This window comes from Lipingzhangella rawalii (assembly GCF_031628175.1).
GTDB classification, from domain to species: domain Bacteria; phylum Actinomycetota; class Actinomycetes; order Streptosporangiales; family Streptosporangiaceae; genus Lipingzhangella_A; species Lipingzhangella_A rawalii.
The window spans coordinates 856,542-883,134 of record NZ_JAVLVT010000001.1 but is presented as its reverse complement, the minus strand read 5'-3'; the positions used below and the strand labels follow the sequence as shown (position 1 = coordinate 883,134).

Sequence of the window (26,593 nt, the reverse complement as noted above, 5' to 3'; positions counted from 1 at the left end):
TCGAGAATGCGAGGCACCGTGGCACGTGGTGACCAGACAGCCGCGAACACCCACCTCGACGGTCAGCGCACCCCAGGCCGGGATCGCGCACGTCGGGTGGCCTACACCGTTCTACGGGCCGTCGCACAGCGCGATTCCTATGCGAATCTGTTGTTGCCCCGAGTCCTCACGGAACAGGGCCTCAGCGGGCGGGACGCGGCCCTGGCGACAGAACTCACCTACGGGACCCTGCGTAACCAGGGCACCTATGACGCGATCCTCGACACGTGCGTCGACCGTTCCCTGAGATCCGTGGACGACGAGGTACTGCCGCTGCTACGGCTCGGTGCCCACCAGCTGCTTGCGATGGCGGTACCCGCGCATATCGCGGTCAGCGCCACAGTGAACGTGGCGCGGCGTATAGTCGGCCAACAGCGCGCCCGTTTCGTTAACGCGGTCCTGCGCAGGGTGGGAGCTCGTGACCGCGAGGCGTGGCTGGCGATCCTCGCTCCGGACCATAGCCGCGACCCGGTGGCTGGGCTGGCGCTGCGCCACAGCCACCCAGAGTGGATCGTGTCCGCGCTGGCCGAGGCACTCGGGGAGCAAACCGACACCCCAACAGACCTCACCGAGACCCGGCATCTCCTCACCGCACATAACGAACGCCCCCTGGTGTCCCTGCTCGCCAAACCCGGACGGGCCACGGTCTCCGAACTGGTCGCCGAGGGAGCACACCCCGGGCGCTACTCGCCCTACGCCGCCGAACTCAACGAGGGCGACCCGGCTCGGATGGAGCTGGTGCGGCAGGGACACGCCGCGGTACAGGACGAGGCCAGTCAACTGGTCGCCCTGGCCCTGGGCCGGGTGCCGCTGCACGGCAGAGACCAGCGCTGGCTCGATGTCTGCTCGGGTCCCGGCGGCAAGGCGGCGCTCTTGGCCAACCTGGCCGGGCAGAGTTCCGCGCGGCTCCTGGCCGCCGAAGTTCGCCCTGGTCGTGCTGGGCTGGTCGCCGAGGCGTTGCGTGGAACGGTTGCGGACGCCGGGCGTGTCGTCGTCGCGGACGGAACCAGGCCGCCCTGGCAGGCCGGGGCCTTTGACCGTGTCCTGGTTGACGCCCCCTGTACTGGACTCGGGGCGTTGCGGCGCCGCCCCGAAGCCCGGTGGCGACGCGCCCCCGAGAGTCTCGCAGACCTGGTTCCGCTCCAGATCGACCTGCTGGACCAGGCCGTTGCGGCGGCGCGGCCGGGAGGTGTGGTCGCCTATGTCACCTGCTCTCCACACCGGGCCGAGACCACCGAGGTCGTTGCAGCTGTGGAGGCGAGACGTGGCGATATCGAGCGGTTGCCCGCGGTGGACCACATTCTGTCGGTCGTGTCGCACACTCCGCCCTCGGAGGACGAGCCGACGCACCACGCCGTACAGCCGCGGCATACCGAGCAGGCGCAGGCGCTGACGGGCCTGGCCGCCGGTTCGCACGGAGAGTTCGCCCAGTTCTGGCCACACCGACACGGCACCGATGCGATCTTCCTGGCGTTGCTACGCCGGCGGGAGTAGTCCCGCCTCGTTATCGCTGGACAACGGGTTCCCGATAGAATCACCGGCGTGGCGATCCAGATCTCTCCCAGCATCCTGTCCGCCGACTTCGCGCACCTGGCCGAGGAGGCGGCCGCCGTCGCCGAGACCGCTGACTGGCTGCACGTCGACGTGATGGACAACCATTTCGTTCCGAACCTGACCCTGGGGCTCCCGATCGTGGAGTCTCTACGCAAGTCGGCCGCACTGCCGTTGGACTGCCACCTCATGATCGAGGATCCGGACCGGTGGGCACCCCCCTACGCCGAGGCGGGGGCCGGCAGTGTCACGATTCACGCGGAGGCGGCATCCGCTCCGGTGCGCACCCTCCGCGAGATCCGCCGCCACGGGGCACGGGCCGGACTGGCCCTGAACCCAGCGTCCCCGGTGGAGCCCTACCGGGACCTGCTCGGGGAGATGGACATGCTGCTGTTGATGACCGTGGAACCGGGATTCGGCGGGCAACGCTTCCTCGACGTCGTGCTGCCGAAGGTGCGTCGTGCCCGCGAAATCGTGGACGCGGCCGGCGGTAGCGTTTGGCTACAGGTGGACGGTGGGGTCAGCGCCGAGACGATCGAGCGGTGTTCCGACGCCGGCGCCGACGTATTCGTTGCAGGATCGGCTGTGTACAGCGCCGACGATCCGGCACAAGCCGTGCGTGCACTCCGTTCCCGAGCCGAAGAGGCGCACCGCTGCACGACCTGAGGCCGCTGGACGCGGGAACGGTCCCTGGCCCGGCGTGTGGGGCAGGTTACATTTCGGGCTGTGGATCCGGTGCGGCGCGGAATGCTCAGCCGTGGCACACTTGTTCAGTGACACGATGAACGCGTGCTCCGGGGTCGGTGAAACTCCGAACCGGCGGTGACAGTCCGCGACCCGGCCGAAGCCATCGGCCGGCTGAACCGGTGAAATTCCGGTGCCGACGGTGAAAGTCCGGATGGGAGGAAGCGCGCGTGAGGTCACGGTCGGGCGGACCGTATCGCCCGCACGTGGCCTATGGCGGTATCGGCCGCCCACGCCACCCCGGAGCCTGACCAGGCACGAGGGGATGGCTCCCAGGTGTTCACCGGAATCGTGGCGGAGCTCGGCGAAGTCGTCGAGGTCACCGAACACGCAGATGCCGGCGGCGACGTCGCCGCCACCCAATTGATGATCAACGGCCCAACCGTTACCAGCGACGTCGCCCACGGTGACTCCATCGCGGTCAACGGGGTGTGCCTGACCGTGACCCGGGTGGACGGAACCCGGTTCACGGCCGATGTGATGGATCGCACCCTGAACTGTTCCAATCTCGGTCAGCTGCGGGTGGGGGCGCGCGTCAATTTGGAACGCGCCGCCCGTGCCGCGGATCGCCTGGACGGCCACATTGTGCAGGGACATGTCGACGGCACCGGGCAGGTCCTCCAGCGGAGCCCGGGCCGGGGAAGTACGGCAGTGCGGATCTCCCTGCCGGCGCACCTCGCACGCTATGTCGTGGCCAAGGGGTCGGTGACCGTGGATGGTGTCAGTCTCACGGTTGCCGAGCTCGACGACGCGTCGTTCACGGTAAGTCTGGTCCCCACCACGCTGGAGCTGACCACGCTCGGGTTCGCCGAACCGGGAGACGCGGTCAATCTGGAGGTCGACGTTCTCGCCAAGTATGTCGAACGTCTGATGAGCCACACGATCGGACAGGGGGTCACCCGGTGAGCAGCCACGACAGCCAGTTCCGTGATTCGCGCAGTGCAGGAGGCGACGCCGTGGGGAGCAGCGTCCAGTCGGGGGCCGGCCGAGCTCCCGCGGCCGAGTCCCCGGCCTGGCCAGCCGACGATGAGCCGATCCTGCTGGACGATATCCGCACCGCCGTCGCGGACATCGCCGCAGGTCGCCCAGTGGTGGTGGTTGACGACACGGATCGGGAGAACGAGGGCGACATCATTTTCGCGGCCGACGCTGCCACTCCGGAACTTCTCGCCTTCATGGTCCGCTACACCTCCGGTGTGATCTGTGTTCCCTTGCTCGGGGCGGACCTGGACCGGCTGAACCTACCGCTCATGGTCGCCAACAACGAGGAGAGCATGCGCACCGCCTACACGGTGACCGTGGACGCCCGGTCGGGGGTGAGTACCGGCATCTCGGCTGCGGACCGCTCCCACACGATTCGGGTTCTGGCCGACGGGGACAGTACCGCCGACCAGCTGGTGCGGCCCGGACACGTGCTTCCGCTGCGCTACCGGGACGGCGGCGTGCTCAGCCGGAGGGGCCACACGGAAGCGTCGGTCGACCTCGCTCGATTGGCCGGCCGCCGGCCGGCTGGTGTTCTGGCCGAGGTGGTTAACGATGACGGGACGATGGCGCGGCTACCGGAACTGCGCCGATTCGCCGACGAGCATGACCTGCGACTGGTCTCGGTGGAACAACTCGTCGAGTATCGGCTGGAGACGGAACGTCTCGTCGAACGCACGGTGGAGACCCGGATTCCCAACGCCTACGGACCGTGGCGGGCACTCGGATACCGCAGCCTCGTCGACGGTGCCGAACATCTGGCCCTGGTCTATGGGGACGCTGGCGATATCGGTGATGGTTCGGGAGTGCTGGCACGCATCCACTCGGAGTGCCTGACGGGGGACGTGTTGGGGTCCCAGCGTTGTGACTGTGGTACCCAGCTGGAGGCGGCGATGGCCCGGATCGCGGAGGAAGGCCAGGGGGTCCTGGTTTACCTGCGGGGACACGAGGGCCGTGGGATCGGGCTGCTGCACAAGCTCGCCGCCTACCGACTCCAGGACGAGGGAGCCGACACCGTGGAGGCGAACCTCCAGCTCGGGCTGCCCGCCGACGCGCGGGAGTTCAGTACCGGTGCCCAGATCCTCGCCGACATCGGGGTTGACTCGGTTCGTCTGTTGAGCAACAACCCGCGGAAGTTGGCGGCCTTGGAGCGTGCCGGGATTGCGGTGACGCAGCGGGAGGCGCTCCCCACGACGGTCACCGCCGACAACCTCAGCTACCTGCGTACGAAACGGGACCGGCTCGGTCACGCTCTGCCGGACGTGATCGCGGCCACCTGATCCCGGCCGGGATCGACAATCCAACCGAGAGTGCGAGAATCGAGATGAGTGGAACCGGACGTCCCGAGGTGCGCGCCGTTGCCGCACCGGGCCTCAGCCTGGGCATTGTCGCCACCCGATGGCACGCCGAGATCGTGGACACCCTGGTGGAGCGCGCACGGGCCACGGCCGCGGCCAGTGGGATCACGGCTCCCACGATGGTCCGTGTCGCCGGGGCGATGGAGATTCCCGTGGTCGCCCAGGAACTCGCCCGCACCCACGATGCCGTGGTGGCGCTGGGCTGCGTCATCCGTGGGGCCACACCCCACTTCGACTACGTGTGCCAGTCGGTGACCCACGGGCTGGCACGTCTGGCGCTGGACACCGGACAGCCCGTGGCCAATGGGATTCTGACCTGTGATACCCAGGACCAGGCCGAGGAGCGGTCCGGTGCGCCGGGCAGTATCGAAGACAAGGGCGCGGAGGCGGTGGCTGCCGCGCTGGACACGGCAGTGCTGCTCCAGTACCTACGTGACGGGTCCGCACCTGGCGCCGACGACACGGCCGCGGAGATGGGAAGGGAACGGCGTGCCAGCCAACAGTGACCACACGGGACGTGAGGCGGACGTGAGCGCGGTGTCCGGAGACTCGCACAGCCGGTTGCCCGTGACCTGGCGGCCCCGCCAGGCGCGGATCGTGGTGTATGCGTTGATCGTGGCGGCGGTGACGACGATGGTCGTGCTCGCAGTGATCCTTCCGGACAACTGGCAGCTCACCGACCGCCTACTCATGGTCGCCTTCGGGGGAGTGCTGGGCTGGGCGATGTCGCTGCTGGCACGTCCCAAGATCGTAGCGACCCAGAGTGGGTTGACTGTGGTGAATCTGGTGCGCACCCGCGTTCTGGCCTGGCCGGAGATCATTGACGCGCGGATGCCCGAGGGCGAGCCCTGGGTTTCGGTCGATATCGCAGACGGAACTTGCCTGCCGGCGATGGGTATCCAGAGCGCGGACGGGCAGCGGGCTTGGGAACACCTCGCCCAGCTGCGCACCATGATCGCTGAGTGGGGGGAGGCGTCCGCACCGGAGGACACGCCCGACTGAGACGGGGACCGTGCGCGACTCCGAACCTGATCCGGGGGGACGCAACGGGAGGGGTGTGCGGCCATCGCCTCCGTTCGTGCGTGACCCTACGTGCCGGTGTCCCGCGAGTGCCTGATCCCGCATTCTCGTGCGTGCCTACGAGGGCAGCGCTCGGATTTCGGAGGATCATGCTCATTTCCCGTGTGGTCGCCACCACATAACCTGACGGACAGTAGGGAGTGTGGAAAGGGCGGTACCCGGATGAGCGCGGACGCGGAAGCGTTTGCACCGCACACGCCGCAGGAGCTGGCGCAACAGCTGGACGACAACGATTATCTCGCCGATGAGGGAGTCGCCACCGCGTGCTTCCTCGCCCTACGGATGGGGCGTCCGCTGTTTCTGGAGGGCGATGCCGGCGTTGGGAAGACGGAGTTGGCCAAGGCGCTCGCTCACGTGCTGGGTGGCTCCCTGATTCGGCTCCAGTGCCATGAGGGAATCGACGCGACCCAGGCTCTGTACGACTGGGACTATCCGCGTCAGCTCCTACACCTGCGTGCAGCCCAGGCCGCGGGCGTCAACGAGGTCGCCGAGCTGGAGTCCGGCCTATACACGCGACGGTTCCTTTTGGAACGACCGTTGTTGCGCGCGCTGGGCACGGAGACTCCGCCCGCGGCGCCGCCGGTGCTACTGATCGACGAGATCGACCGCGCGGACGACGAGTTCGAGGCGTTCCTGCTGGAGTTTCTCGCGGATTTCCAGATTTCCATTCCGGAGTTCGGCACGGTTCGCGCAGCGACACCGCCTGTGGTCGTCCTCACGTCCAATCGGACTCGGGAGGTGCACGATGCGTTGAAGCGTCGCTGTCTCTATCACTGGATGCCCCATCCCGACTTTGCTCGCGAGGTCGCGATCATCCGTCGGCGGCGTCCCGAGGTGACGGACCAGCTCGCTCGGGACGTGGCCCGGGCCAGTCAGCGGCTCCGAGAGCCCCAGCACGTGGATGCCGAGCTGCTACGCCCTCCGGGAGTTGCCGAGAGCATCGACTGGGCCCAGGCTCTGGACGCGCTGGGGGTACGCGGACTCGATCCCGAGGACACGGCGGCCATAGACGCGGCGACCCGTTCGCTGGGCGCGCTGGTCAAACAGCGTGAGGATCACGAGACGGTACGGGGCCGGCTGCGGGCCCTCCTGAACGGTGCGTCCGCCGAAACGGACACCACCGCAACGCGGCAGGGGCGGCTGTGACCGCGTTCGCCACGACGAATTCCGCCAACTGGGCGACCGCGACGCTGGTTGGTTTTGCCCGCACGGTGCGCAGCAGCGGGGTGGCCGTCGACCAGCGCCGCATCCAGGCATTCCTTGAGGCAGTGGCCGCCCTGGACCTCACGGTAGGCCCGGCGGTCTACTGGGCGGGGCGCCTCACCCTGTGCGGAACCCAGGCTGATCTGGCCCGTTACGATGCCTGTTTCGCCTACTACTTCTCGGACACCGCGCCAGTGCGCCCCGACCATGGCGCCGAGGTGACGCTCACCCGTCCCGCCGTGTGGCCCGATGCGGTGGCTGCGGACGCCGCGGGCCCACCACGCGACCCGGATGAACAGGGGGGAGCCGCCAGTGGCGTCGAGGTGTTGCGGACCGCGGACATCGCTCGCCTGGACGCCCCGGAGCGTGCCGAGGTGGCTCGCCTTCTCGGGCTGGTGCGCGTGCGCCGGCGCAGGCGTCCCACACGGCGGCGTTCGATAGCGCGGCGAGGTCAGCTCGACCCCGCGCGCACCCTGCGTGCGGTGGCCCGCGGCGGCGGGGAGCCCATCCGGCTGCTGTGGCGCAACCAGGGCCACCGGCCACGCCGGGTGGTGCTGCTGGTGGATGTGAGCGGCTCGATGTCTCCGTACGCCGAGGCGCTGCTGCGGCTGGGCCACGCCTTGATGCGGGGCCATCCACGCCATACGGAGGTGTTCAGCCTCGGCACGCGCTTAACCCGGATTACGCACCAGCTTGCGATCCGGGAAGGATCCCGCGCCCTGGCCGCCGCTGGGACGGCGATCCCGGACTGGCGTGGCGGAACCCGTCTGGGTGCGGAACTCAAGGAGTTTCTGGATCTGTATGGCCAGCGCGGCATGGCCCGGGGCGCAGTGGTGGTGATCGCCTCGGATGGCTGGGAGCGGGGTGGCGCAGAGCTGTTGGGAGCGCAGATGGCGCGCTTGTCCCGGTTGGCCCACGAGGTGGTGTGGGCGAATCCACACCGGGCTCAGCCCGGATACGTTCCGGCGACGGCCGGGATGCGTGCCGCCCTACCCCATGTGGACCGGTTCGTGTCCGGGCACAGCCTGGCCGCATTGGAGGAGCTGGCTCAGGTCGTCATCGGCGGTACTCCCGTTGCGCCGGTGCCGGCCGGCCCCCGAATGGTCGAGGAGTAGACCGTGCGCGACATTCGTAACGCGATCTCCGAACTGTACGCCTCCGGTGAAACCTTCGCCGTGGCGACGGTCATCGATACCTACCACAGTGCGCCCCGGGAAGCCGGGGCAGCGATGGCGGTGGCTCCCGACGGGACCGTCATCGGCAGTGTGTCCGGTGGGTGTGTCGAAGGCGCGGTCTACGAGCTGGCCAAGGAGGTCATCAAGACCGGTCGGCCGGCCCGGGAACGCTATGGTGTTAGCGACGATGACGCCTTCGCGGTGGGGCTGACCTGTGGCGGCACCCTGCATGTCCTGGTCGAACCGGTGGATCGACATACCCACCCCCAGCTGGCGGAGGTTCTGGCTGGGATCGAGGGGCACCGGCCGGTGGCTGTGGCCACTGTGGTGGGGGATGCGGGATCGTCGGCCTTCGGACGGCATCGGGTGGTCTGGCCGGACAGCGCCAGCGGGGATCTGGGGTCGCAGCGCCTGTGTGACGCCGTGGACGACGACGTCCGTGGTCTCCTGGCCCAGGGCCGTACCGGGATACTGCGGTATGGCGCGCTGGGGGAACGCCGCGGCGACGACCTGGAAGTTTTCGTGCAGTCCTTTGCTCCGGCCCCACGCATGCTGGTGTTCGGAGCGATCGACTTCGCCGCGGCTGTGGCCCGCATCGGCTCCTATCTCGGTTACCGGGTCACGGTGTGTGACGCGCGTGGTGTGTTCGCCACCACGGCGCGGTTCCCCGACGCGGACGAGGTGGTGGTGCGGTGGCCGCACGTGTTCCTGACCGAGATCGCTGCGGAGGTCGACGAGCGAACCGCGGTTTGTGTGCTGACCCACGATCCCAAGTTTGACGTGCCGCTGCTGGAGGTGGCACTCGGCACGCGGGCCGGATACATCGGGGCCATGGGATCTCGCCGCACCCATGCGGACCGGATGCGGCGGCTGCGTGCGGCGGGGGTGACGGAGGAGCAGCTGGCGCGGCTGCGCTCCCCGATCGGATTGGACCTGGGAGCCCGCACCCCGGAGGAGACGGCTGTGTCGATCGCTGCCGAGCTGATCCAGTCCCGGTGGGGCGGCACTGGCCGACCGCTGCACGTCACCTCGGGGCGGATCCACGGCGAGCCGATCGCCGCTGATGCCTCCGCCGAGACCAGCATCAGCGAATCTACAATGTAAAGACTGGGGTTGTGTGTTCACCGTCAGTGGATTCAGTCCCACCGGGTTCAGCCATCCTCGGGCAGTCTGACCTTCCGAACGGAGACCATGAGTGTTCGCGCGGTGTGGGATCGGTCATCCGTATCCGTGGGCGCCGTGAAGCCGCACGAATCGGGCGCGCATGAGATTACTGTGGCGCACCAGTCGCCCTGCTCGGCGTTGGAACAGGGTAACTTCCTCCGCGCCGCCGGGGCCGAGTGGCTGAACGAGGCGTCCGCCCTCGCGCAGCTGCTCGGTCAGCGGGGCCGGGACCGTGGGAAATGCCGCCGAGACCAGGATCGCGTCGAACGGTGCGTGTTCGGGTGCCCCCGCCCCGCCGTCAGCGCACAACACGGTGACGTTGTCGGCCCCGTGGGCGGCCAGGGACCGCCGCGCCGTCTCGGCGAGCTCCGGCCAGTACTCCACGGTGACCACGGTGTTCGCCAACCGGGACAGCAGCGCGGTCTGGTATCCTGCCCCGGTGCCGATCTCCAGTACGGTGTCCGTCCCGGCTAGTTCCAGAGCCTCGATCATGCGCGCACACAGGCTAGGCTGACTGGTGGTCTCGCAGCAGCCAATCGGAAGCGCCTCATCCTTCTCGCTGGCCGCGGCCGCGGTGGCTGGCAGGAACGCGGAGCGGGGCACGATGTTTAGGGCTGCCAGAATCCGCGGGTCGTGCACCCCGGCCGAGCGGGCACGGGTGTCTAGGCTCTCCCCGCACATGCCGCCTCCCGAGCGTGACGGTTCCAGATGATTCTCGACCCCTGGGCACTATTGTGGGTTTTCTGGATGACAGCGCCACCGTGTGGCTGGATTCCGTGGCGGGCGACCAAGACGTGGGTGGCCCTCGTGCGGTCTGGGGCCATTCCACGGGCTAGACAAACGGCTCTGCTGCCTCCGTGGGTACGTGCTGTCGCAGAGCCGGACCTGGTACTGGGATCGTGATGGGGTGGTGAGATCGGAGCCCGTATCGATACGGATCCAGCGGATGCAAGCCGAGCGTCCCGGACGGTTCGGGCTGGTTCTGGGGATGCTCACCGCGCTGGTGGTTCTGCTGTTGCTGGGCGGGGTGCCCTCCCTGCTCGGGATGGTGAGTGTTCCCCCGGTGCGGCTGGCCCTGGGGTTCGCGCTGGGGGTGGGGGCCAGCATCGCGGCGCTGGGCACACTCATCGCATCGCGAACGCCGCAGGCGTTACCACCATGGCACGTGGACCGTGCCCGACTGCGACAGGCGCGACGAGTGGTGCGCCGCGGCACGGGTAGTACCGATCCGCGCACCGCCGAGCTGTCCGTCCTGCTGGCCGAACAGACACTGCGCGGACGTCCGTGGCACCTGCTCGTGATTGGCCTGACGGGGATTGGTTTGTCGGCGACCGGGGCCGGCCTGCTGCTCACTGCTGAGGTCAGGGGCACGGTGTGGCACATATTGGGTGTGGCGACCGCGGCGGGGGTACTCCTGGTGCTCCTTGCCGGAGTGGTGGTCGGGGTCTGGATTCCCCGGCGCGCGCGGCAGGCACGCGCCCGGTGCCGCTCCGCCCTCGAAGCGCAGCAGTAGCCGGGGCGTGGTGCCGATGTGTTCCCATGCCCAATCGCAGAGGAAGGGGCTGGACCGGTGTGCCGCTGGAATTTCCCTGGTTGGTGACCGGGTTTCATAGAACGCGATATCTTGTTTTGATTTTCTGTTCTGTGGATTCAGGGAATTTTCTGGTTCCGACGGTCAGGGAAATTGAGTGTTTCTGAAGGGGTTTTCTGTTTCGGTGTTTCTTCTCTTTTTGGTGTTGCGGGGAGGTCGAGGTGGAAACGGTCGGAAACAAAGCGCCCTCGCCAAGACAAACCCGTTCACCTACATAGAGGACTACGCCGCCAACAACCGATGTCACGGGGATGGCGGTATCCCGTGATCTCCCTGTCGAGCTACAGTGAGACGGTGTCTACGTCGCTGGTGCATGGCTGTCGCGTTACGGTGAACCACCGGAGTTTCCGGGAAGCGGAGCTCCGGTAGGGTCCATATTTCCCCAGCGCATTTTCCATACGCCCCCTCGAGGAGGTTACGGATGCACGACGGCCTGGTACTGGACCGTGTGACCAAGGACTTCGCCCACACCCGTGCCCTTACTGAATTATCACTGTCTGTTGGTTCCGGTGAACTGTTCGGATTTGTTGGTGGAAACGGTGCCGGAAAGACGACCGCGATGCGGATCGTCCTGGGTGTGTTGGCAGCCGACAGTGGTGAGGTGACCTGGCACGGGTATCCGTTGCATCTGGCTACTCGGCGCCGCATCGGCTACATGCCGGAGGAGCGCGGCCTGTATCCCACGATGGGGGTGCGCGAGCAACTCGTCTATCTGGCCGAGCTGCATGGGGTGCGTCGCCGGCAGGCCAGCGCCAACGCCGACTACTGGCTCGAACGGGTCGACCTGACCGCCCAGGGCCGTGCGGAGCTGTCCACGTTGAGTCTGGGCAATCAGCAGCGAGTGCAGCTGGCGGCGGCGCTGGTCCACGATCCGGTGTTGCTGGTGCTGGACGAGCCGTTCTCCGGACTAGATCCCGTCGCGATCGACGTGATGTGCGAAGTGCTAAGGGAACAAGCAGCCCGGGGGGTGCCGGTGGTGTTCTCCAGCCACCAACTCGATCTCGTGGAACGGCTGTGCGACCGAGTAGGCATCATCAACGACGGCACCTTGGTGGCGCAGGGAACAGTCGAGCAACTCCGCACAGGCAGCACGCGCCGGTTTCTGGTCGAGGTTGCCGAGGCACAGACCGACTGGCTGGCCGAGGTGCCCGGAGCGCGTCAGGTGGGAGCTACCGATGACGCGCAGATCGTGGAGCTGGCTGAGGGTCTGGACGATCAGGAACTGTTGCGGACGGCGATGGGTGCTGGAACGGTACGGTCCTTCGCGCCCTATCGTCCACGGCTGGCGGAGCTGTTCCGTGACGTGGTCGACGCCCCGGCGGCGTCATCGAACGGCTCACAGGCCGTCGAGGCAGAACGGAGCACCGTATGAGCGTGGAGCCGGCGGGTGCCTCTCTGGGGGAGGTCCGGGCCGTGTGGCTGGTGGCCCGCCGAGAGATGGTCACCCGGGCACGCAATAAGGCGTTCATCATCGGAACGTTGGGGGTGGTGGTGGCGATCGGCCTGATCGCGCTCGCCCCCATGGTCTTCTCCGCGCTCACCCAGAACCAGACCAGCCAGATGAGCGCCGAGCCGGAGCTCGCCCCGGTGCTGGAACAGGTGGAGCAGCAGGCCGCGGAGACACCCGAGGTCCAGGTCGAGACCAGCGACTGGCCGGGCCGCGACCGCGCCGAGGAGGCGGTCCAGGACGGTGAGCTGGACGTCGCTCTCATCGGAACGGATCAGGACCTGGCCGCTGTGGTCGAGGGTACCCCCGACCCGGCGATCCTGGGGCTGATCGACGACGTCTACATCCAGCAGCAGGTCACAGACACCCTGGCCGATACCGGCGCGGACGAACAGGCCGTGCAGCAGGCTTTGGAGTCTGGTGTTCGGGTACAGAGCGTGGATGGAGCCACCGGCATGGACCAGGCGTTTCTGGTCGGCACCGTGGTGGGCATGACGGTGACGCTCCTGCTGTACATATCCGTGTTGATCTTCGGGGTCTATGTTGCCCAGGGTGTGGTGGAGGAGAAAGCCAACCGCGTGGTGGAGCTCCTGCTCGCAACGGTGCGTCCCTGGCAGCTGCTCTTTGGCAAGATTCTGGGTATCGGTGCACTTGGGCTGATCCAGGTGGGGGTGGCGTTGGTCGCAGGGGTGGGCGTGGCCCTGGCCACCGACTACCTTGCCAACCTGCCCGTGTCGTTCGCTACGTTGGCGATCACCCTGGTGGTCTGGTTCGTGCTGGGCTATGTGTTCTTCGCCGCGCTGCTGGCCGCCTCGGCGTCGTTGGTCTCGCGCCAGGAAGAGGTGCAAAGCGCCATCCAGCCGGTGATGTTCCTGATCATGGTGCCGCTGATCCTGGCCATGGTCACGATCAACACCGGCGGCGGCACGATAGTGAGCGTGCTGGCCACGCTGCCGCCGTTCTCGCCGTTCATGATGCCGATGATGCTGGCCACCGGGCAGGTGGCACTGTGGCAGAACCTGATGGCGCTGGCATTCCTGGCCGCTGCCCTCATCGGGGTGGTGTGGCTGGCCGCACGCATCTACACCGGAGCGGCGCTGCGCACCGGATCCAAGATCCCGATGCGGGAGGCCCTGCGGATCGCAAGGCGGTAGGCCCGTCGCCCGTACCGGATAGATGCCGGACGGGTACCGGCGCCGCACTCCGCCCAGGCGCAGCCGTCCTACTGGCGTGTCTCGGCGAGATGGGCCCGGATCTGCTCCTCGATCCGGGCCCGATCGGGGGAGAACCACAGCAGATGGCTTGGGGCAGTACTTTCCACCAGCTGGCTTCCAGCCAGTCGCCCGTGTAGCCGTTCGGCGTGTTCGACGGGCACCGAGCGGTCGGTGCGGGTGGCCACAACCAGTGCAGGCTGGGTGACCTCGTCCGCATCGTTGGTGGGGTGAGTGAGAACGTCCAGGTCGTTGACAAACCCCTGGCCGGAGCGCAGCGCCGCGAACAGTCGTACCAGCATCACCTTGTGGTCGCGCGGTAGCTGCGCGAGCACCTGCCCACTGGGCAGCGTGGACAGACTGGCCAGCATCGCCCGCAGCCCCGCCGGTGGGTCGAGGCGCAGGAGGTTGCGGGTTGCAGCCCAGGTGGCGGCCTCGACCCTCGGGTGAAATGCGAAGCGGGCCGTCGTGCGGGTCAGTGGATCGGGCCAGGGGAGCGGCCCCACGGCGCTGACCAGGATCACCGAGCGCACCAGCTCAGGGTGCCGTGCGGCCATCGCCAGTGCGAACGGCCCACCTGCGGAGACCCCCACCACCGTGACGTTCCCGGTGATCCCGAGACGGTGGCAGGCCCCGGCGATCGTGTCGGCGAACTGTCGCGGGCCCGGGCCAGAGGCCAGCTCACTGCGGCCGTATCCGGGGCGTGAGGGCACGAACACCGTCTGGTTGGCCGCATGGTACACGCTTTCGCCCAGGGCGATCCCCGCGCGCATGTGCCCACCGTGGAACACCAGCACTGTATGCGGCCCGGCCCGGTGCAGCCGGTACTCCAGCCGAACCCCGTCCAGGTACAGGACCTCCGTCGCGAGTCCCGTGGCCACCAGGCGCACCGATCCTCCCATACGTGGTCTCTCGTTCGCGGCTACCCTGAGGCGGAACGCGACCCAGACAACCACGGCGACGACCCCGTGTCTACCGCTCCCGGGGGCGGGGTTACGTCCGGGAGCCAACGGTTACGCGTGCACGGAATGTGCCCTCGGTCATGGGGGGAGTATCGCTGCAATACCACGACGCGGACGTGGGTGACAGTCAGCACGGTTTCCGGGGCAATGACAACACCTCCGGGAAGCGCGTCCGCCCAATACCGCCCGCCGGTTTGACCTCCGGGCATGCCCGCGATGCTGTCGCTGGCGCGGGCCTTCCTGGAGACGTGCGCGACGCGGCACTCCCGGGACTATCGCTCTGGCTGCGCACACTGGTGGGTAGCGAGCTCGGCCACCAACGCCATCGAGAACAGCCGCTCTGGCAGCCTGGAGGGAACCTGCACGCTGCTGGCGCGCCGCCGCCCCCGAGGACACTCATCCGCACCTGTCGTGATACCGGCAACGGAGTTTGGGATACGGCTCGGCGCCGGACCGGATCCCCGCGGCGCTGGCAGGAGGCCGGACCTGGGCGACAGCGCCCAGGGGGATCTGAGTAGCCACCGCAGCCGGGGGCTGTACTGGCCCCCGGTCCACCCCTGTCCGGCCGAGCTCGCCGCCGCGTGGCTGTGCCGCAGCCACCAACGGCGGCCGGCCTATGCCGGATCGTTCCTGGAACCCGTCGCATCAGAGGGGAGGCTCTCCTCGTCCAGGCCGAGGCCGGCCAGCAGGCGCAGCGCCACCCCGTACAGCTCTGGTGGGTAGCGCTCGGAGTCGAGGTTGGACAGCGCGCTCATCCCGAGATCCAGGGCCATCAGAATCGTGTTGACCTGCTGGGCAGGAAGTTTGGACAGCTCGCTGCCCGCGGGGGCGAAGGGGTGGTCCTCTGCCTGTTCCTGCTGCGGGGAGAGGAAATCGAGCAGCTTGTCCCGTGCGTCGGGATGGCGCATCGCATAGGAGACGAATTCCACGGCCAACCGCGCGAAGTCGTCACGTTCCCCGCCGCGGACGGATCGTGCCCACAGTTGGGCGTAGCGCTGGACCAGCTGTTCGGCAGGCAGTCCCGAGGCTTGCAGCTTGGTGAACTCCGCGGCGTCCGGGGTGCCCTGGCGGTACCAGAACACCTGCTGGATCAGCTCCTCCTTGCTGGCGAAGTTGGAGTACACCGCGCCTTTGGTCAGCCCGGCAGCAGCAGCCACCTCGTCCAGGGACGCGCCCTGGATACCCCGTTCTGCGAACACCCGCTCCGCTGCCTGGAGGAGCTTGAGCCGGTTCTGCTGGCGCTGCTGCTCTCGGGTCAGCCGCTGTGCCATGAGTCCTCGCCCACGTGTCGTGATGTCCGTCCGGTTGACATCCTCCAGAGTATCTGAATACTTATCGGTATGTGGATACCAATCAGTATCTGGAGGGATGTAGATGCTCCACCTGTCTGAGGTGAGTAAGGAGTACCGCCGCGGGGTCCGCGCCAACGACGGCGTTTCGCTAAACGTGGCGCCCGGTGAGGTGTTCGGGTTGCTCGGGCACAACGGAGCCGGAAAGACCACGTTGATCAACCAGGTGGTGGGCCTGCTCAGTCCCACCACGGGCACAATCACCCTGGACGGGGTCGATCTGGTGGCCAACCCCGCCCACGCCCGCCGTCAGTGTGCGCTCATGCCACAGGCCCACGCCCCCCTCGACGGGTTGAGCCCGCGGCAGGCCGTGCAGATGCTCGGGCGCATCCGGGGGGCCTCCCGCCGCCGCGCCATCGAATGCGCCGATGCTCTGCTGGCTGCACTGGACATCACCGCCTGGGCCGACACCACCGGGGAACGGCTCTCCGGCGGCGTGCGCCGACTGACCGCCTATGCGATGGCCGCGGTGGAGCCCGGCAGGGTGGTCATGCTGGATGAACCCACCAACGACGTGGACCCGATACGCCGCCGCCTGCTGTGGCAGCAAGTGCGCACCCTGGCCGCAGAGGGGCGGGCGGTGGTACTGGTCACCCACAATGTGGCGGAGGCCGAACGCAGCGTGGACCGGCTAGCCGTATTGGACCACGGTCGGGTGGTCGCCAAGGGCACCCCTGCCGAGCTGCGAGCGGGCACCGCCGGTGAACTGCGCCTGGAACTGCTGGTCGCCACCGGTACGCCGCTGGAGACGCCGATCCCCACCCGTGCACCCACACGCCGCACCGGGCGGCGCCATGTGCTGTCCATCGATGCCGCCACCGCTCCACAGGCACTGGAATGGGCACAACGCCTGCGCGCGGACGGCCACATCGAGGAGTTCTCCCTTACCCCCACCAGCCTGGAGGATGTCTATGTCGATCTCGTCGGTCCCGGAGCCACCTCAGCCGACGTCACAACGGCCGCGCCAGGAGAAAGCGGCACACTGGTGTCGTAGCTACGGGCTGCTGGCCCGCTGGACCCTGATGCGGCTGCGCTCCTTCGTCCCGCTGATGGTGATCGTTCAGGTCATCCTTTCGGTGAGCATCGTTTTCGGGTTTGCGTTCCTCAACCCGGGCATCGACGCCGACCCGGAAGGCGCACTGTTCCTCTCCACCGGCGCGCCAACCCTCGCCCTGATCGCTATCGGCCTGGGTATCGCGCCGGGTCAGGTAGCTCAGCAGAAGGCACAGGGCATTCTCGACTACCAGCGTGCACTGCCGGTCCCCCGCACGGCCACCCTGGCGGCGGAGGCCACCGTGTGGGTGGGGATCGCACTGCCGGGGGTGGCCGCGGGCCTGTGGGCGGCGACACTGCGTTTCGATCTGGAACTTCAGATCCACCCACTCCTGGCCCCGGCGCTCGTGCTCGTGGCACTGACCTGCCTCGCCGTCGGGTACGGCATCGCCTACACGGTCCCGCCCATGGTGGTGCAGGTGGTCACCAACCTGCTGCTGTTCCTCGCACTGTTGTTCTCCCCCGTCAACTTCCCGGCAGACCGGCTGCCCGGCTGGCTCGCAACCGCACACACGTTTCTGCCGTTCGCCTATATGGCCCAGGTGATCCGGGAGAGTCTCGCCCCGCCCCCCGAGGGGATCTCAGTGCTGCCCTTCGCCGTACTGAGCGCATGGTGCCTGCTCGGGCTAACCTTGGCTCACTGGGTGATGAACCGCCGTGGATAATTCCACAATCCATCGATCTTCCTCCGGTTGCCAGGTCGAGTATCCGGCTGCCTTCGGGACGTGGATGCGTCGCCTCAGCGGCGTGTCTCATTTCTCCCGCTTGTGGGGCGGTCGTCCGCGGGACTCGCGAGCACGAACCCTGCCACGGCCGTGTGACAAGCCACTAGAACTGCGCTGGTCGCGCCGGTCGCGTCGGTTCGGCATTGGCCTGTGCAACCTCGCTCCGGGCTGTCCCCTGTTGCTCGCCGGCAGCCAGAATGTCGGGGAACAGGGCCGGCGATACATTCCCGCCGGTAATGACGGTCGCCACCACGTCGCCCGGCAGGTTGTGCGTGGCGATAGCAGCGAGTCCGGCTGCTCCGGCGGGCTCTGGCAGCACCCCGAGGTTCGCCAGGGCGGTGCGCATCGCGACCAGCAAGTCCGTATCGTTCACCAGTACCATGTCATCGACCAAGAGACGCATACGCTCCACCGACTCCGGAACCGGGTAGGGGATCGCGATGCCCTCCGCGAACGTGTCCGCGCGTCCGGTCGCGCGGACACAACCTGCCCGCCAGCTGTCCACCATGCTCGACGCACCCTGCGCGCACACCCCGACAATCCGGGTGTGGGGGGCGTGCTCCTTCATCCACCGGGCAACGCCGGTAATGAGGGCACCGTCACCGACCGGCAGCACCACCGTGTCGATGGGGCCGGCCGTGAGGAGCTCGACACCGATCGAGCCCGCACCCTCCGCGATGCGGGGATGCTGGCCGTCCTCCACGAACACACTGTTCTCCCGTGCGGCGGCGTACGCGCGTGCGGCCTCCTTGGGACGGCCGTTTCCGACCTCGTGCACGCGCACCCCCAGCGAGGTCATTCTGGCGAGCTTGACCGGGCTTACCCCCGAAGGAACGAACACATCCGCGCTCAGGCCACGCCTGGCCGCCGCGTAGCCGATGGCCTGCCCGAAGTTGCCCGTGGATTGACACACGAGACGGGTTCCCGGTTCGAGCTCGTGGGCGAGCAGGTCCACGCCCCGGCCTTTGAAGCTCCGAAGCGGATTCAGGGTCTCCATCTTGACCACTACCCGCTGGTTGAGCGCGGCGCACAGTTGGGGGTCGACGAACTGCGGCGTGTTGCGGAACACCGGATCGATGCGGCTGTGCGCCTGGGCGATTCGGTCAAGGTCAAGATCGAGGTTCGTGCCGTCCATGTGTGGGGCCTTCCTGCTGGTGAATCGCGTGGGCCGCATACCCGGTTCGGTTGTGGGCAGTGGGCTGCACCGGAACACTTTCGGTGCGGGTGTGTGCGGCAAGCCCACCGTAGAACGAGGGACGGTGATCGCGATTGAAAGTTTTGGCGCCAGCGCGCAAAATTGTTGCGTGGCATTTGTTCCGGACTCGATCGACCGTCGGCTGCTTCGGCTCCTCCAGGAAGACTCCGGGCGCTCTCTGCGCGCCCTGGGGGAGGAGGTGGGTCTGTCTCCCAGCGCGGTTCAGCGCCGTATTCGTGCCTACCGCGCTGCCGGAGTCGTCACACGTGAGGTCGCGGTACTGGATCCGGAGGCGCTCGGCCCGACCACCCTGGCGGTGGTCCTGGTCACACTCGAATACGAGTCCACTGAGCACCACACCGCGTTTCGTGCGCGCATGCTCGCCGAGTCCCACGTGCAGCAGTGCTACGACCTGGCCGGGCAATGGGACTACGCGGCTGTCCTCGTGACCGGAAGCCTCTCCGAATGCCGTGCATTGGCGGATCGGCTGTTCCGAGACGACCAGAACGTGCGCCGCTACGACACGCTTCCCGTGTTGGACTCCATCAAGACCGGCAGTACCGTTCCACTGCCCCAGCCGTGACGCAGAAACACCCGGGTCGGGACCGCCGCCATCTCCACCAGGGCCCCGCAGCTACGCACCGACTGTCCTTCCTCGCGACGGATCGGATCTCTTCGTCCCGGGTTGCCGGCAAGTCGGAGTGCAGCCTCGGCCAGGGGGTAGCCCGGAGTCGTGACCGAGCTCATCGAGCCAACCTCGCTAGCGGCAGCAGTGCGTTGGTGAGTGCTACCATCCCGAACACGTTGGCCTCGTAGACGGCGCGCAGGGCATACAGCGGGGTCTGGCTGGGCGCGGCACTCTCGGCGAACCCACCGATGCCAGCGTTGCTCACCAGTACGTCCAGGCGGTCGTACTGCGCCGCTACCCACCGCGCAGGGCCAGCCGTCGTCGACGATGCAGCGGGCCAGGGCCAGGCGGCCGGCGGGCGCGCGTTTGGCGTTGGTGTGGGTAGCGTGAGGCATCGAGAGCCTTCCGGCATCGGGGTAGATCTCGCAATCCACACCGATACCGAAGGCCCTCTTCGTATGGATCACCCGGGGTGGGTGTCACCAACCTCCATGGTCAGTACAGCTAGGCCTCGGCTCGGTGCGGACGGGTCAACGGCGATGCGACGCGTTCCCCGGGTTCGGAGTCGGGACGGAGGTCAGGGGGCATGGCACGACGTTCCCACAGCCACCCCGGACACCACCGAACTTTCGAAAAACTCAGTAGGCGCTGGGCTGCTCGTCGACCTCGATGTCGAACTCAACGTCGTCGTCGTTCACCCGGGTGGTGGTGACGGTCACCCCGTAGGTCTCGCCGGCGTGGGTAAGCTCGCAGCGGATCGTCGCGTCCACCTCGGCGGGGAGGTCCTCTGGGCAGGTCACCTCGTCCGGGCGTTGCCCCACCTGCTGTTCCAACTGGGTGGCGGCCTGTTCGGCCACCTCGTCACCAGAGACGGCCTGCTGTCCGAAGGACAGGTCGAACTCACAGGCACTTGTCAGCGCCAGCAGTGTTCCCGCCGCGACCGTGCCCAGGCCCACCTGAATCGTACGTGTGTCCATGCTGTCGTCCTTTCCGGAGGATGCTGTCCGGGGTGGGACCACCTGAACTGCGCCGTTGGTTCCCGAAGACGGTGGTGGGAGTAGGGGCTTGCAGCCGAGGACGCGTTTCGGTCGCTGTGCGGACGGTCACGTGTGTGCGTAGGCCAGCGCCGCGGCGGTGCGCAGACTGCGTTCGGCCGCGGCGGGCGAGCGGTGTCCCAACCCGCAGGAGGCCGCCACGTCCACCCGGCGCCCGAGCGCCACCTCCACCAGACGCAGGGTCACCCGCTGCATGTCGAGATGTTGGTCCTCGTGGACGAGCCCGGCGACGAGTCGGGTGTTGCCGGACAGCCCACGCAGCCGGGTGAGCGGCAGCAGGGCCCGGGCGTTCGGAACGGCCGGGCGGGTGCCGGTGGCCAGCGGCAGGTGCAGATAGTCCAGGGTGCGGCCCCGCGGCCAGGCCTGCACCACCTTTTGGGCAATCTCGACGACCGGACCCGTGTCCCGGGCATGCCACAGCGCCTCGTGGTTGAGATCCCCGAAGCACAGGTGCACTTCTCCCATCGGTGTGTGCGCGGAAACAGTGTGTGACGGCACCGAACGTGCGCACAGCGTACGACAGCAGAGCGACCCCGTACAGCCCCGATGCGTGGCCGTTGTGTACACGCGTGCAGCCCTACGGTTCGGCGCTGCCCCGGGGCTGGTGGCCCGGGTTCGGAGCCGGTCGCCGGGGCACTGCCCGGCCGGCCGAGGGGCGCGCCGCTACAGCAGCTCCCGCCACCGCTGCCAGACCGGGGCGAGCTGCGCGTCGCACACGTGGGTGCTGGCACACAGCTGACGCTGGAGCGCGCCCGGGTCGGCCAGGTCCAGCCGCTGCGGGCTGGCGGCCTCGGGTGGGCGGGTGCCCACCAGCGTCACCTGCCCGAGGACGCGGTGTGGCCCGAGGATGCCCGGCAGCTGGCGGGCATCCGGAGCGCGCAGGTCCAGATCTTCGGCCAGGAGCTCCGCACCGGCCTGGTGGACACGGGTGCGGGTGTCCAGGGTGCCCCCGTCCTCACCGCCGCGCCCCAGCACCAGGGTCTCCCAGCACAGCAGCCGGGCGTCCGCGTCCAGTTCGGCATGCATCCCGCGGTGCACCGTGGCTCCGGTGCTGACCACGAACGGCTGCTCTCGCCAGGCCAGCCGGGATCCGCGGGCCAGTGTGATGTGGGCCTCCCATCGGGCCCGGCCGCCCCGCATGTGGTAGGCCACGGTGCCGCCGGGGTCCACGAGTTCCACCGCGCTGCCGACATCCGCCTCCACGTGCAGCTCCAGCTCGTCCCCCGCGCACAGGGAGGCGCGGGTTCCCACCAGTGCGATCCGAGCCGCTGCCCCGGTGGGGCGCAGCGGACGCGGCGCGAGGAACCGCCCGGGCTGCAACACCCGGGTGCGGCTGTGGCCCGTGCACGGGTCGGCGTCCACCACGATGCGGGTGGGCTGGGGGATGCTCAACCGCGCCCCGCGCCATCGTGCTGGTGCCCGTGGCCATGCTCGTGGTCATGGCTGTGCGGGGCCATGGGTCCGGGATCCTGTGGTACGTGCGCACCGGTCCGGTGGGCGCGCAAGGTCGCCCGCACCCAGTCGCATACCGCGGCCACCGAGTCGGCATCGTCGCGGTCGTGGGCGAGTACGGGACCTCCCGAGCGCGCCACCGTCGCGTCGGCCACCATCGACTGTGGGTCCACCCCCACGTGCGGCCCCAGGCGGGTCTTGTTCACCAGGAGTAGGTCGGCGTTGGCGATCCCGGGGCCGCCCTTGCGCGCCACGTCGCCGCCACCGGCCACGTCCAGGCAGAAGATCTGGGCGTCGATCAGTGCGGGGCTGAAGGTGGCGGTGAGATTGTCCCCGCCGCTCTCCACTAGGACCAGGTCGAGGGGAGCGAATCGGGACTCCATGTCCTCCACCGCATCGAGATTGGCGGTGATGTCATCCCGGATGGCTGTGTGGGGGCAGGCCCCCGTCTCGACGGCGTGGATGCGTTCGTCGGCCAGCACCCCGGCCGCGCGCAGGAAGCGGGCGTCCTCGTCGGTGTAGATGTCGTTGGTGACTACGGCGATCGACAGCTCCGGAGCCAGGGCGCGACACAGGGTGGCAATCAGTGAACTCTTTCCGGTGCCCACTGGTCCAGCGATCCCCAGACGCAGGGTGGGGCGGGGTGTGGTCTCAGGCATGAAACAGTCTCCTCGTGGTGTGTGCGTGTTCCCCGGCCCACTGGTCGAGCAGGGGAGCGGAGCGGGCGGGCAGCTCGTGCGGGGCCGTCGTGGCGACGGCGGCCCCGACACCGTCCTCGATCAGCGGCGCGGCCTGCACGATCCAGGTGGTGGTGGCCACCGGGTCACCGGGTAGTAGTTTCAGAGCCGCCGCGGCCACGGTTTGGGCGTCCTCGTACAGCGACAGGCGGGCGGTGTCCGGCTCGCTCACGCCCAGCGCGGCGGCCACACAGCCCAGCGCCACCGGGCGCGGTGGATGCGGCGCGGTCCGCGGCAGCGCCCGCACCCCCGGGTGGGTTCCGGCAAGGTGACGCGCCAACCGGGACAGCCCGCGGCCCAGGGCGCGACTTGCCTCCCGTTGCGGCGCACTGGGGGTGCGCGCCTCCAGGGCCGTGATGATCGGGGCGAGGTCCACCTGGTCGTGCCCGGACGCGCGGTGCGCGAGCACAGCGGCCGCGGCCTCGGTACGTGCGACCGTGCGTAGCCGGGCGGTGAGGAACTCGGGAACCTCTGCGGCGGTGAGTCCCGCCGCCACCGCTCCCTCCAGCACCGCCGAATGGGCGTGCCCGCCGGCAGGCAGCCGCGCGTCGGCGAGCAGCAGCCGCGCCACGGCGCCGGCCGGATCCGTCTCGGCCGCGCCTAGCGCGCCTGGGTCGGGCAGCTGGGGTTCGCGGGACATGCTCGCGTTAGAACAGGGAGTAGCGCTGGGCCAGGGGCGCCTCCACCACCGGCTGTGGGTGTACCACATCGCCGTCGATCCGCACCTGGAAGGTCTCCGGATCCACCGCGATGTCGGGGGTGGCGGTGTTGTTCACCAGATCGGCCTTGCTGCGATCGCGGGTGGGCAGCACCGGCCGTAGGGTGCGGCGGAGGCCCAGCCGTGCACCGAGCCCCTCGTCCAGCGCGGTCTGGGACACGAAGCTCAGTGCCAGATGCGCCCCGGCCGCGTTCATCAGGCCCTCACGCAGCAGCACCGGCTGGTTGGTGGGAATGGAGGCATTGGGATCACCCTGCGGGGCATAGACCACACCGCCGCCCTTGACCACGGCCGTCGGTCGGACCCCGAAGAACGCCGGGTCCCACAGCACGAGGTCGGCGAGCTTGCCGGCGGCGACCGAGCCCACATCCGTCTCGATCCCGTGTGCGAGTGCAGGACAGATCGTGTACTTGGCGACGTAGCGTCGCGCCCGTGCGTTGTCCGCCGGCAGCGTCGAGTCCAGCGGGCCCCGCTGCTGCTTCATCACGTGCGCCAGCTGCCAGGTGCGGCAGGTGACTTCCCCGCCGCGTCCCATCGCGAGTGCGTCGGAACCGATGATGGACAGTGCCCCCAGGTCGTGCAGCACCCCCTCGGCGGCCATCGTGGTCTCGCGGATCCGCGAGTCGGCGAACTGCACGTCCTGTTCGATCCGCGGATTGAGGTGGTGACACACCATGAGCATGTCCAGGTGCTCGGCGTGGGTGTTCACCGTGAATGGCAGGGTGGGGTTGGTGGAGGCCGGCAGCACGTTCGGCTCGGCCGCCACCGTGATGATGTCCGGGGCGTGTCCACCCCCGGCACCCTCGGTGTGGAAGGTGTGAATGGTACGCCCGTCGATCGCCGCCAGCGTGTGGCGTACGTATCCGGACTCGTTGAGACTGTCGGTGTGCACCGCCACCTGGAGTCCCCACTCCGCGGCGGCGCGCAGCGCGGTGTCGATCGCGGCCGGGGTGGCTCCCCAGTCCTCGTGCACCTTGTAGGACCCGGCACCACCGCGAGCCTGCTCGGCGAGACTCGCGGCGTCAACGGTGTTGCCCTTGCCGAACAGGACCACGTTCAGCGGCAGGTCGTCCACCGCCCGGTGCACCATGCCCAGGTTCCAGCTGCCCGGGGTGGCCGTGGTGGCTTTCGAGCCCTCCGCGGGTCCGGTCCCGCCCCCGAGAACCGTGGTGATTCCGGTGGCCAGGGCCTCCCGCAACGCGTCGGTGTTCAGTAGGTGGACGTGAGAGTCGATTCCGCCGGGAGTGAGAATCCGACCCTCCCCGGCCAGCACCTCGGTGCCGGGGCCGATGACGAGATCGGGGTGAACCCCGTCGGCGATGTCGGGGTTGCCGGCCTTGCCGATCGCGGTGATCCGACCGTCGCGCACCCCGACGTCCGCGCGCACCACCCCCCAGTGGTCCAGCACCACCACGTTGGTCACCACGAGGTCCAGCGCGCCTCGCTGCCGAGAGTGGGTGCTTTGCAGCATCGATTCGCGAATGGACTTGCCACCGCCGAACACGGCCTCGTCCCCACCGACGCAGTGGTCGCGCTCCACCTCGATCCACAGGTCGGTATCGCCGAGACGCACCTGGTCCCCGACCGTGGGCCCGAACCGGTGAGCGTACTCTGCGCGCGCGATCCAACTCACTGCTGGGCCTCCGCTGCGGTGTTCGTCTGTTCGTGGGATTTTCCGGTCCGGATTCCCGGGACCCGGCGGGCCCCGGCGAACGGGACCACCGCCACTTCCACCTCGGTGCCGGGTAGAATCCGCAGCGACCCCCCGGCCGGCAGGTCCAGACGCTGCCCCCACGCCGCCGCGCGGTCCATGCGGAGCGCCGGGTTGGCCTCGGCCAGGTGGAAATGCGAGCCGATCTGGATCGGACGGTCCCCGTCGTTGGCCACCACGAGCAATCGGCGTGGCCGGCCCGCGTTGAGTTCCAGCTCGCCCGCCGCGGCGCAGATCTCTCCCGGGATCACTGGATTGGTTCCGTGAGTGTGACCATCTTGCGGCCGTCGGGGAACGTCGCCTCCACCTGGACGTCGCGCACCATCTCGGGGATTCCCTCCATGACCTCGTCGCGGCCGAGTACCTGGCGGCCCTCGACCATGAGCCGCTCCACACTCGCTCCCTCTCGGGCCCGCTCGAGGACCCAGCAGGACAGCAGGGCCGTGGCTTCGGGATAGTTGAGCCGTACCCCGCGTTCCCGCCGGTCCCGGGCCACCATGCCGGCCACACTGAGAAGGAGTTTCTCCGTGTCGGACGGGGTGAGGTACATGGGCTCCCTCCGGGGACGACGCCAGAGCTACTGTGCCGCACGCGTGTAACACAGATGTTTCCTACACCGCACCCGCCGCGTTAAAACCGCACACCGCGCGGAGTGGAACATCCAGCACCCCGTTGCGGAGGTTCGCGCTCGGGGGACGGAGCAGATTACGCGGCGAGCCCGCCGGGGGCTGGAGCTGTCACCGCTCGTCTGGCCGGCGCGCCCGGAGGGGACTACTGTGCGTACCAGGCAGCACGAGGGGAGGCGCTCGGGTGGCAGCGCACCGTAGCACCGGGACGTCGGTGGCCGCGCTGGTTCTGGCCGCCGGGCAGGGGCAGCGACTGGGCCAGCCCAAGGCGACGGTGGAGTTCGCGGGCCAGCGCCTGGTGGACCGGTGCGTCGACACCGTGCGCAGTGCCGGCTGCGCCACCGTGGTGGTGGTCACCGGTGCGGTCCAACCGGATCTCGGAGCGGTGCGTCAGGTGCACAACCCGGACTGGGCCAGCGGTATGGGATCCTCGCTGCGGCTCGGACTGTTGGCGCTGGAGGACGACGGGGCCGACGCCGTCGTTATCGTTCTCGTGGACCAGCCGTTGATCACCTCCGAGGCAGTGGCGCGTCTGCTGGCGGCATACACCGCCGGTGCCCGGGCCGCGGTGGCAACCTACAGCGGTAAGCGGCGCAACCCCGTGCTGCTGGCCCGGGAGCACTGGCCACGCGTGCGGGAGATGGCCCAGGGCGACGTGGGGGCGCGCCCGTTCCTCACGGCCTATGCCCATCTGGTCACCCCGATTCCGTGTGACGATATCGCCAGCCCGGAGGACATCGACACCCTCGCGGACCTGGAACGCCTGCGTGCCACGGGCCCGCGTGGCGATTCCCGCCCAGTGTGAGTCATGAGTAACGCCGCCGCGCCGGCACGGGGG

At 68.6% G+C, this 26,593-nt stretch carries 28 protein-coding genes, 1 pseudogene and 1 riboswitch; of the genes and pseudogenes, 16 read left to right on the top strand and 13 right to left on the bottom strand.

All coding sequences use genetic code 11. The features are described 5' to 3' along the window. Positions 1–6 precede the first annotated feature (6 nt). The 9 genes from RIF23_RS03965 to RIF23_RS03925 all read left to right on the top strand — a co-directional run bounded on the left by RIF23_RS03965 (position 7) and on the right by RIF23_RS03925 (position 9,235). Entirely contained in the window at positions 7–1,533 is a 1,527-nt protein-coding gene (locus RIF23_RS03965) for an RsmB/NOP family class I SAM-dependent RNA methyltransferase (RefSeq protein WP_310910920.1), read from the top strand. Positions 1,534–1,581: 48 nt separating this feature from the next. Next, positions 1,582–2,256, top strand: coding sequence for a ribulose-phosphate 3-epimerase (rpe, locus tag RIF23_RS03960; protein WP_310910919.1), 675 nt, complete (start codon positions 1,582–1,584; stop codon positions 2,254–2,256). Positions 2,257–2,375: 119 nt separating this feature from the next. Then, a riboswitch (FMN riboswitch) is annotated at positions 2,376–2,506 on the top strand. A gap of 104 nt (positions 2,507–2,610) precedes the next feature. Beyond that, entirely contained in the window at positions 2,611–3,240 is a 630-nt protein-coding gene (locus tag RIF23_RS03955) for a riboflavin synthase (RefSeq protein ID WP_310911255.1), read from the top strand. A gap of 128 nt (positions 3,241–3,368) precedes the next feature. Then, positions 3,369–4,595: a bifunctional 3,4-dihydroxy-2-butanone-4-phosphate synthase/GTP cyclohydrolase II gene (locus tag RIF23_RS03950; protein WP_310911254.1), complete on the top strand. Its 1,227-nt coding sequence runs from the start codon at positions 3,369–3,371 to the stop codon at positions 4,593–4,595. Positions 4,596–4,639: 44 nt separating this feature from the next. Continuing rightward, complete coding sequence (ribH, locus tag RIF23_RS03945) at positions 4,640–5,179, top strand: 6,7-dimethyl-8-ribityllumazine synthase (protein WP_310910918.1); 540 nt, start codon at positions 4,640–4,642, stop codon at positions 5,177–5,179. Then, positions 5,163–5,675 (top strand): PH domain-containing protein, encoded by a 513-nt coding sequence (locus RIF23_RS03940; RefSeq protein ID WP_310910917.1) that lies wholly within the window; start codon positions 5,163–5,165, stop codon positions 5,673–5,675. Before ribH ends, RIF23_RS03940 begins: the two co-directional genes overlap by 17 nt. 240 nt (positions 5,676–5,915) lie before the next feature. Continuing rightward, positions 5,916–6,899, top strand: a complete 984-nt coding sequence (locus RIF23_RS03935) for an AAA family ATPase (RefSeq protein WP_310910916.1) — start codon at positions 5,916–5,918, stop codon at positions 6,897–6,899. Continuing rightward, positions 6,896–8,071 carry a vWA domain-containing protein gene (locus RIF23_RS03930; protein WP_310910915.1) on the top strand — a complete coding sequence of 392 codons (1,176 nt, stop codon included), beginning with the start codon at positions 6,896–6,898 and terminating at the stop codon, positions 8,069–8,071. Before RIF23_RS03935 ends, RIF23_RS03930 begins: the two co-directional genes overlap by 4 nt. A gap of 3 nt (positions 8,072–8,074) precedes the next feature. Then, complete coding sequence (locus RIF23_RS03925; protein WP_310910914.1) at positions 8,075–9,235, top strand: XdhC family protein; 1,161 nt, start codon at positions 8,075–8,077, stop codon at positions 9,233–9,235. Positions 9,236–9,349: 114 nt separating this feature from the next. Here RIF23_RS03925 and RIF23_RS03920 read toward each other — a convergent pair whose 3' ends face one another. Next, complete coding sequence (locus RIF23_RS03920) at positions 9,350–9,976, bottom strand: protein-L-isoaspartate(D-aspartate) O-methyltransferase (protein ID WP_310910913.1); 627 nt, start codon at positions 9,974–9,976, stop codon at positions 9,350–9,352. A gap of 265 nt (positions 9,977–10,241) precedes the next feature. On the opposite strand from RIF23_RS03920, the gene RIF23_RS03915 reads away from it, so the two are divergent. From RIF23_RS03915 to RIF23_RS03905, 3 genes are all read left to right on the top strand, one after another. Beyond that, entirely contained in the window at positions 10,242–10,808 is a 567-nt protein-coding gene (locus tag RIF23_RS03915) for a hypothetical protein (RefSeq protein ID WP_310910912.1), read from the top strand. A gap of 499 nt (positions 10,809–11,307) precedes the next feature. Next, a complete protein-coding gene (locus RIF23_RS03910; protein WP_310910911.1) occupies positions 11,308–12,258 on the top strand; it encodes an ABC transporter ATP-binding protein in 951 nt (316 codons plus the stop codon). Beyond that, positions 12,255–13,487: an ABC transporter permease gene (locus tag RIF23_RS03905; RefSeq protein ID WP_310910910.1), complete on the top strand. Its 1,233-nt coding sequence runs from the start codon at positions 12,255–12,257 to the stop codon at positions 13,485–13,487. The genes RIF23_RS03910 and RIF23_RS03905 overlap by 4 nt, the downstream gene beginning before the upstream one ends. A 68-nt stretch (positions 13,488–13,555) precedes the next feature. Here the strand turns inward: RIF23_RS03905 and RIF23_RS03900 are convergent, their stop codons facing one another. After that, entirely contained in the window at positions 13,556–14,446 is an 891-nt protein-coding gene (locus tag RIF23_RS03900; RefSeq protein WP_310910909.1) for an alpha/beta fold hydrolase, read from the bottom strand. Positions 14,447–15,120: 674 nt separating this feature from the next. Continuing rightward, positions 15,121–15,777, bottom strand: coding sequence for a TetR/AcrR family transcriptional regulator (locus RIF23_RS03895; RefSeq protein ID WP_310910908.1), 657 nt, complete (start codon positions 15,775–15,777; stop codon positions 15,121–15,123). A 103-nt stretch (positions 15,778–15,880) separates the two neighbouring features. Here RIF23_RS03895 and RIF23_RS03890 point away from each other — a divergent pair, with 103 nt between their 5' ends. Next, positions 15,881–16,849, top strand: a complete 969-nt coding sequence (locus tag RIF23_RS03890; RefSeq protein ID WP_310910907.1) for an ABC transporter ATP-binding protein — start codon at positions 15,881–15,883, stop codon at positions 16,847–16,849. Next, on the top strand, positions 16,767–17,573 hold the full coding sequence (locus tag RIF23_RS03885) for an ABC transporter permease (protein ID WP_310910906.1): 807 nt from the start codon (positions 16,767–16,769) through the stop codon (positions 17,571–17,573). Before RIF23_RS03890 ends, RIF23_RS03885 begins: the two co-directional genes overlap by 83 nt. 163 nt (positions 17,574–17,736) lie before the next feature. Here RIF23_RS03885 and RIF23_RS03880 read toward each other — a convergent pair whose 3' ends face one another. Next, positions 17,737–18,768: a threonine ammonia-lyase gene (locus RIF23_RS03880; RefSeq protein WP_310910905.1), complete on the bottom strand. Its 1,032-nt coding sequence runs from the start codon at positions 18,766–18,768 to the stop codon at positions 17,737–17,739. 169 nt (positions 18,769–18,937) lie between these two features. Here RIF23_RS03880 and RIF23_RS03875 point away from each other — a divergent pair, with 169 nt between their 5' ends. Beyond that, a complete protein-coding gene (locus RIF23_RS03875; RefSeq protein WP_310910904.1) occupies positions 18,938–19,411 on the top strand; it encodes an Lrp/AsnC family transcriptional regulator in 474 nt (157 codons plus the stop codon). Positions 19,412–19,571: 160 nt separating this feature from the next. Here RIF23_RS03875 and RIF23_RS20910 read toward each other — a convergent pair. From RIF23_RS20910 to RIF23_RS03830, 9 genes and pseudogenes are all read right to left on the bottom strand, one after another. Next, a pseudogene (locus RIF23_RS20910) lies at positions 19,572–19,748 on the bottom strand (SDR family NAD(P)-dependent oxidoreductase); the annotation flags it as partial. A gap of 346 nt (positions 19,749–20,094) precedes the next feature. Continuing rightward, complete coding sequence (locus RIF23_RS03865; protein ID WP_310910902.1) at positions 20,095–20,433, bottom strand: DUF4333 domain-containing protein; 339 nt, start codon at positions 20,431–20,433, stop codon at positions 20,095–20,097. Between the two features lie 126 nt (positions 20,434–20,559). Then, the gene (locus RIF23_RS03860) at positions 20,560–20,976 is read right to left on the bottom strand and encodes a hypothetical protein (RefSeq protein WP_310910901.1); all 417 of its coding nucleotides are present in this window, start codon (positions 20,974–20,976) and stop codon (positions 20,560–20,562) included. Positions 20,977–21,174: 198 nt separating this feature from the next. Beyond that, positions 21,175–21,903, bottom strand: coding sequence for an urease accessory protein UreD (locus RIF23_RS03855; RefSeq protein WP_310910900.1), 729 nt, complete (start codon positions 21,901–21,903; stop codon positions 21,175–21,177). Continuing rightward, entirely contained in the window at positions 21,900–22,622 is a 723-nt protein-coding gene (ureG, locus tag RIF23_RS03850) for an urease accessory protein UreG (RefSeq protein WP_310910899.1), read from the bottom strand. Before ureG ends, RIF23_RS03855 begins: the two co-directional genes overlap by 4 nt. After that, complete coding sequence (locus RIF23_RS03845; protein WP_310910898.1) at positions 22,615–23,340, bottom strand: urease accessory protein UreF; 726 nt, start codon at positions 23,338–23,340, stop codon at positions 22,615–22,617. Before RIF23_RS03845 ends, ureG begins: the two co-directional genes overlap by 8 nt. Positions 23,341–23,347: 7 nt before the next feature. After that, complete coding sequence (locus RIF23_RS03840) at positions 23,348–25,051, bottom strand: urease subunit alpha (RefSeq protein WP_310910897.1); 1,704 nt, start codon at positions 25,049–25,051, stop codon at positions 23,348–23,350. Continuing rightward, complete coding sequence (ureB, locus tag RIF23_RS03835) at positions 25,048–25,380, bottom strand: urease subunit beta (protein WP_310910896.1); 333 nt, start codon at positions 25,378–25,380, stop codon at positions 25,048–25,050. Before ureB ends, RIF23_RS03840 begins: the two co-directional genes overlap by 4 nt. Continuing rightward, positions 25,377–25,679, bottom strand: a complete 303-nt coding sequence (locus RIF23_RS03830; RefSeq protein WP_310910895.1) for an urease subunit gamma — start codon at positions 25,677–25,679, stop codon at positions 25,377–25,379. The genes ureB and RIF23_RS03830 overlap by 4 nt, the downstream gene beginning before the upstream one ends. 290 nt (positions 25,680–25,969) lie before the next feature. Between RIF23_RS03830 and RIF23_RS03825 the strand changes: the two genes are divergently transcribed. Continuing rightward, on the top strand, positions 25,970–26,560 hold the full coding sequence (locus tag RIF23_RS03825) for a nucleotidyltransferase family protein (RefSeq protein WP_407659392.1): 591 nt from the start codon (positions 25,970–25,972) through the stop codon (positions 26,558–26,560). Positions 26,561–26,593 lie beyond the last annotated feature (33 nt).

Coding starts and splice junctions, on each gene's coding strand:
- ribH (WP_310910918.1), top strand. CDS start 4,640: ATGAGTGGAACCGGACGTCCCGAGGTGCGCGCCGTTGCCGCACCGGGC.
- RIF23_RS03920 (WP_310910913.1), bottom strand. CDS start 9,976: ATGTGCGGGGAGAGCCTAGACACCCGTGCCCGCTCGGCCGGGGTGCAC.
- RIF23_RS03845 (WP_310910898.1), bottom strand. CDS start 23,340: ATGTCCCGCGAACCCCAGCTGCCCGACCCAGGCGCGCTAGGCGCGGCC.
- RIF23_RS03915 (WP_310910912.1), top strand. CDS start 10,242: ATGCAAGCCGAGCGTCCCGGACGGTTCGGGCTGGTTCTGGGGATGCTC.
- RIF23_RS03965 (WP_310910920.1), top strand. CDS start 7: ATGCGAGGCACCGTGGCACGTGGTGACCAGACAGCCGCGAACACCCAC.
- RIF23_RS03935 (WP_310910916.1), top strand. CDS start 5,916: ATGAGCGCGGACGCGGAAGCGTTTGCACCGCACACGCCGCAGGAGCTG.
- RIF23_RS03895 (WP_310910908.1), bottom strand. CDS start 15,777: ATGGCACAGCGGCTGACCCGAGAGCAGCAGCGCCAGCAGAACCGGCTC.
- RIF23_RS03910 (WP_310910911.1), top strand. CDS start 11,308: ATGCACGACGGCCTGGTACTGGACCGTGTGACCAAGGACTTCGCCCAC.
- RIF23_RS03865 (WP_310910902.1), bottom strand. CDS start 20,433: ATGGACACACGTACGATTCAGGTGGGCCTGGGCACGGTCGCGGCGGGA.
- RIF23_RS03905 (WP_310910910.1), top strand. CDS start 12,255: ATGAGCGTGGAGCCGGCGGGTGCCTCTCTGGGGGAGGTCCGGGCCGTG.
- RIF23_RS03890 (WP_310910907.1), top strand. CDS start 15,881: ATGCTCCACCTGTCTGAGGTGAGTAAGGAGTACCGCCGCGGGGTCCGC.
- RIF23_RS03880 (WP_310910905.1), bottom strand. CDS start 18,768: ATGGACGGCACGAACCTCGATCTTGACCTTGACCGAATCGCCCAGGCG.
- ureG (WP_310910899.1), bottom strand. CDS start 22,622: ATGCCTGAGACCACACCCCGCCCCACCCTGCGTCTGGGGATCGCTGGA.
- RIF23_RS03885 (WP_310910906.1), top strand. CDS start 16,767: ATGTCGATCTCGTCGGTCCCGGAGCCACCTCAGCCGACGTCACAACGG.
- RIF23_RS03900 (WP_310910909.1), bottom strand. CDS start 14,446: ATGGGAGGATCGGTGCGCCTGGTGGCCACGGGACTCGCGACGGAGGTC.
- RIF23_RS03860 (WP_310910901.1), bottom strand. CDS start 20,976: ATGGGAGAAGTGCACCTGTGCTTCGGGGATCTCAACCACGAGGCGCTG.
- RIF23_RS03830 (WP_310910895.1), bottom strand. CDS start 25,679: ATGTACCTCACCCCGTCCGACACGGAGAAACTCCTTCTCAGTGTGGCC.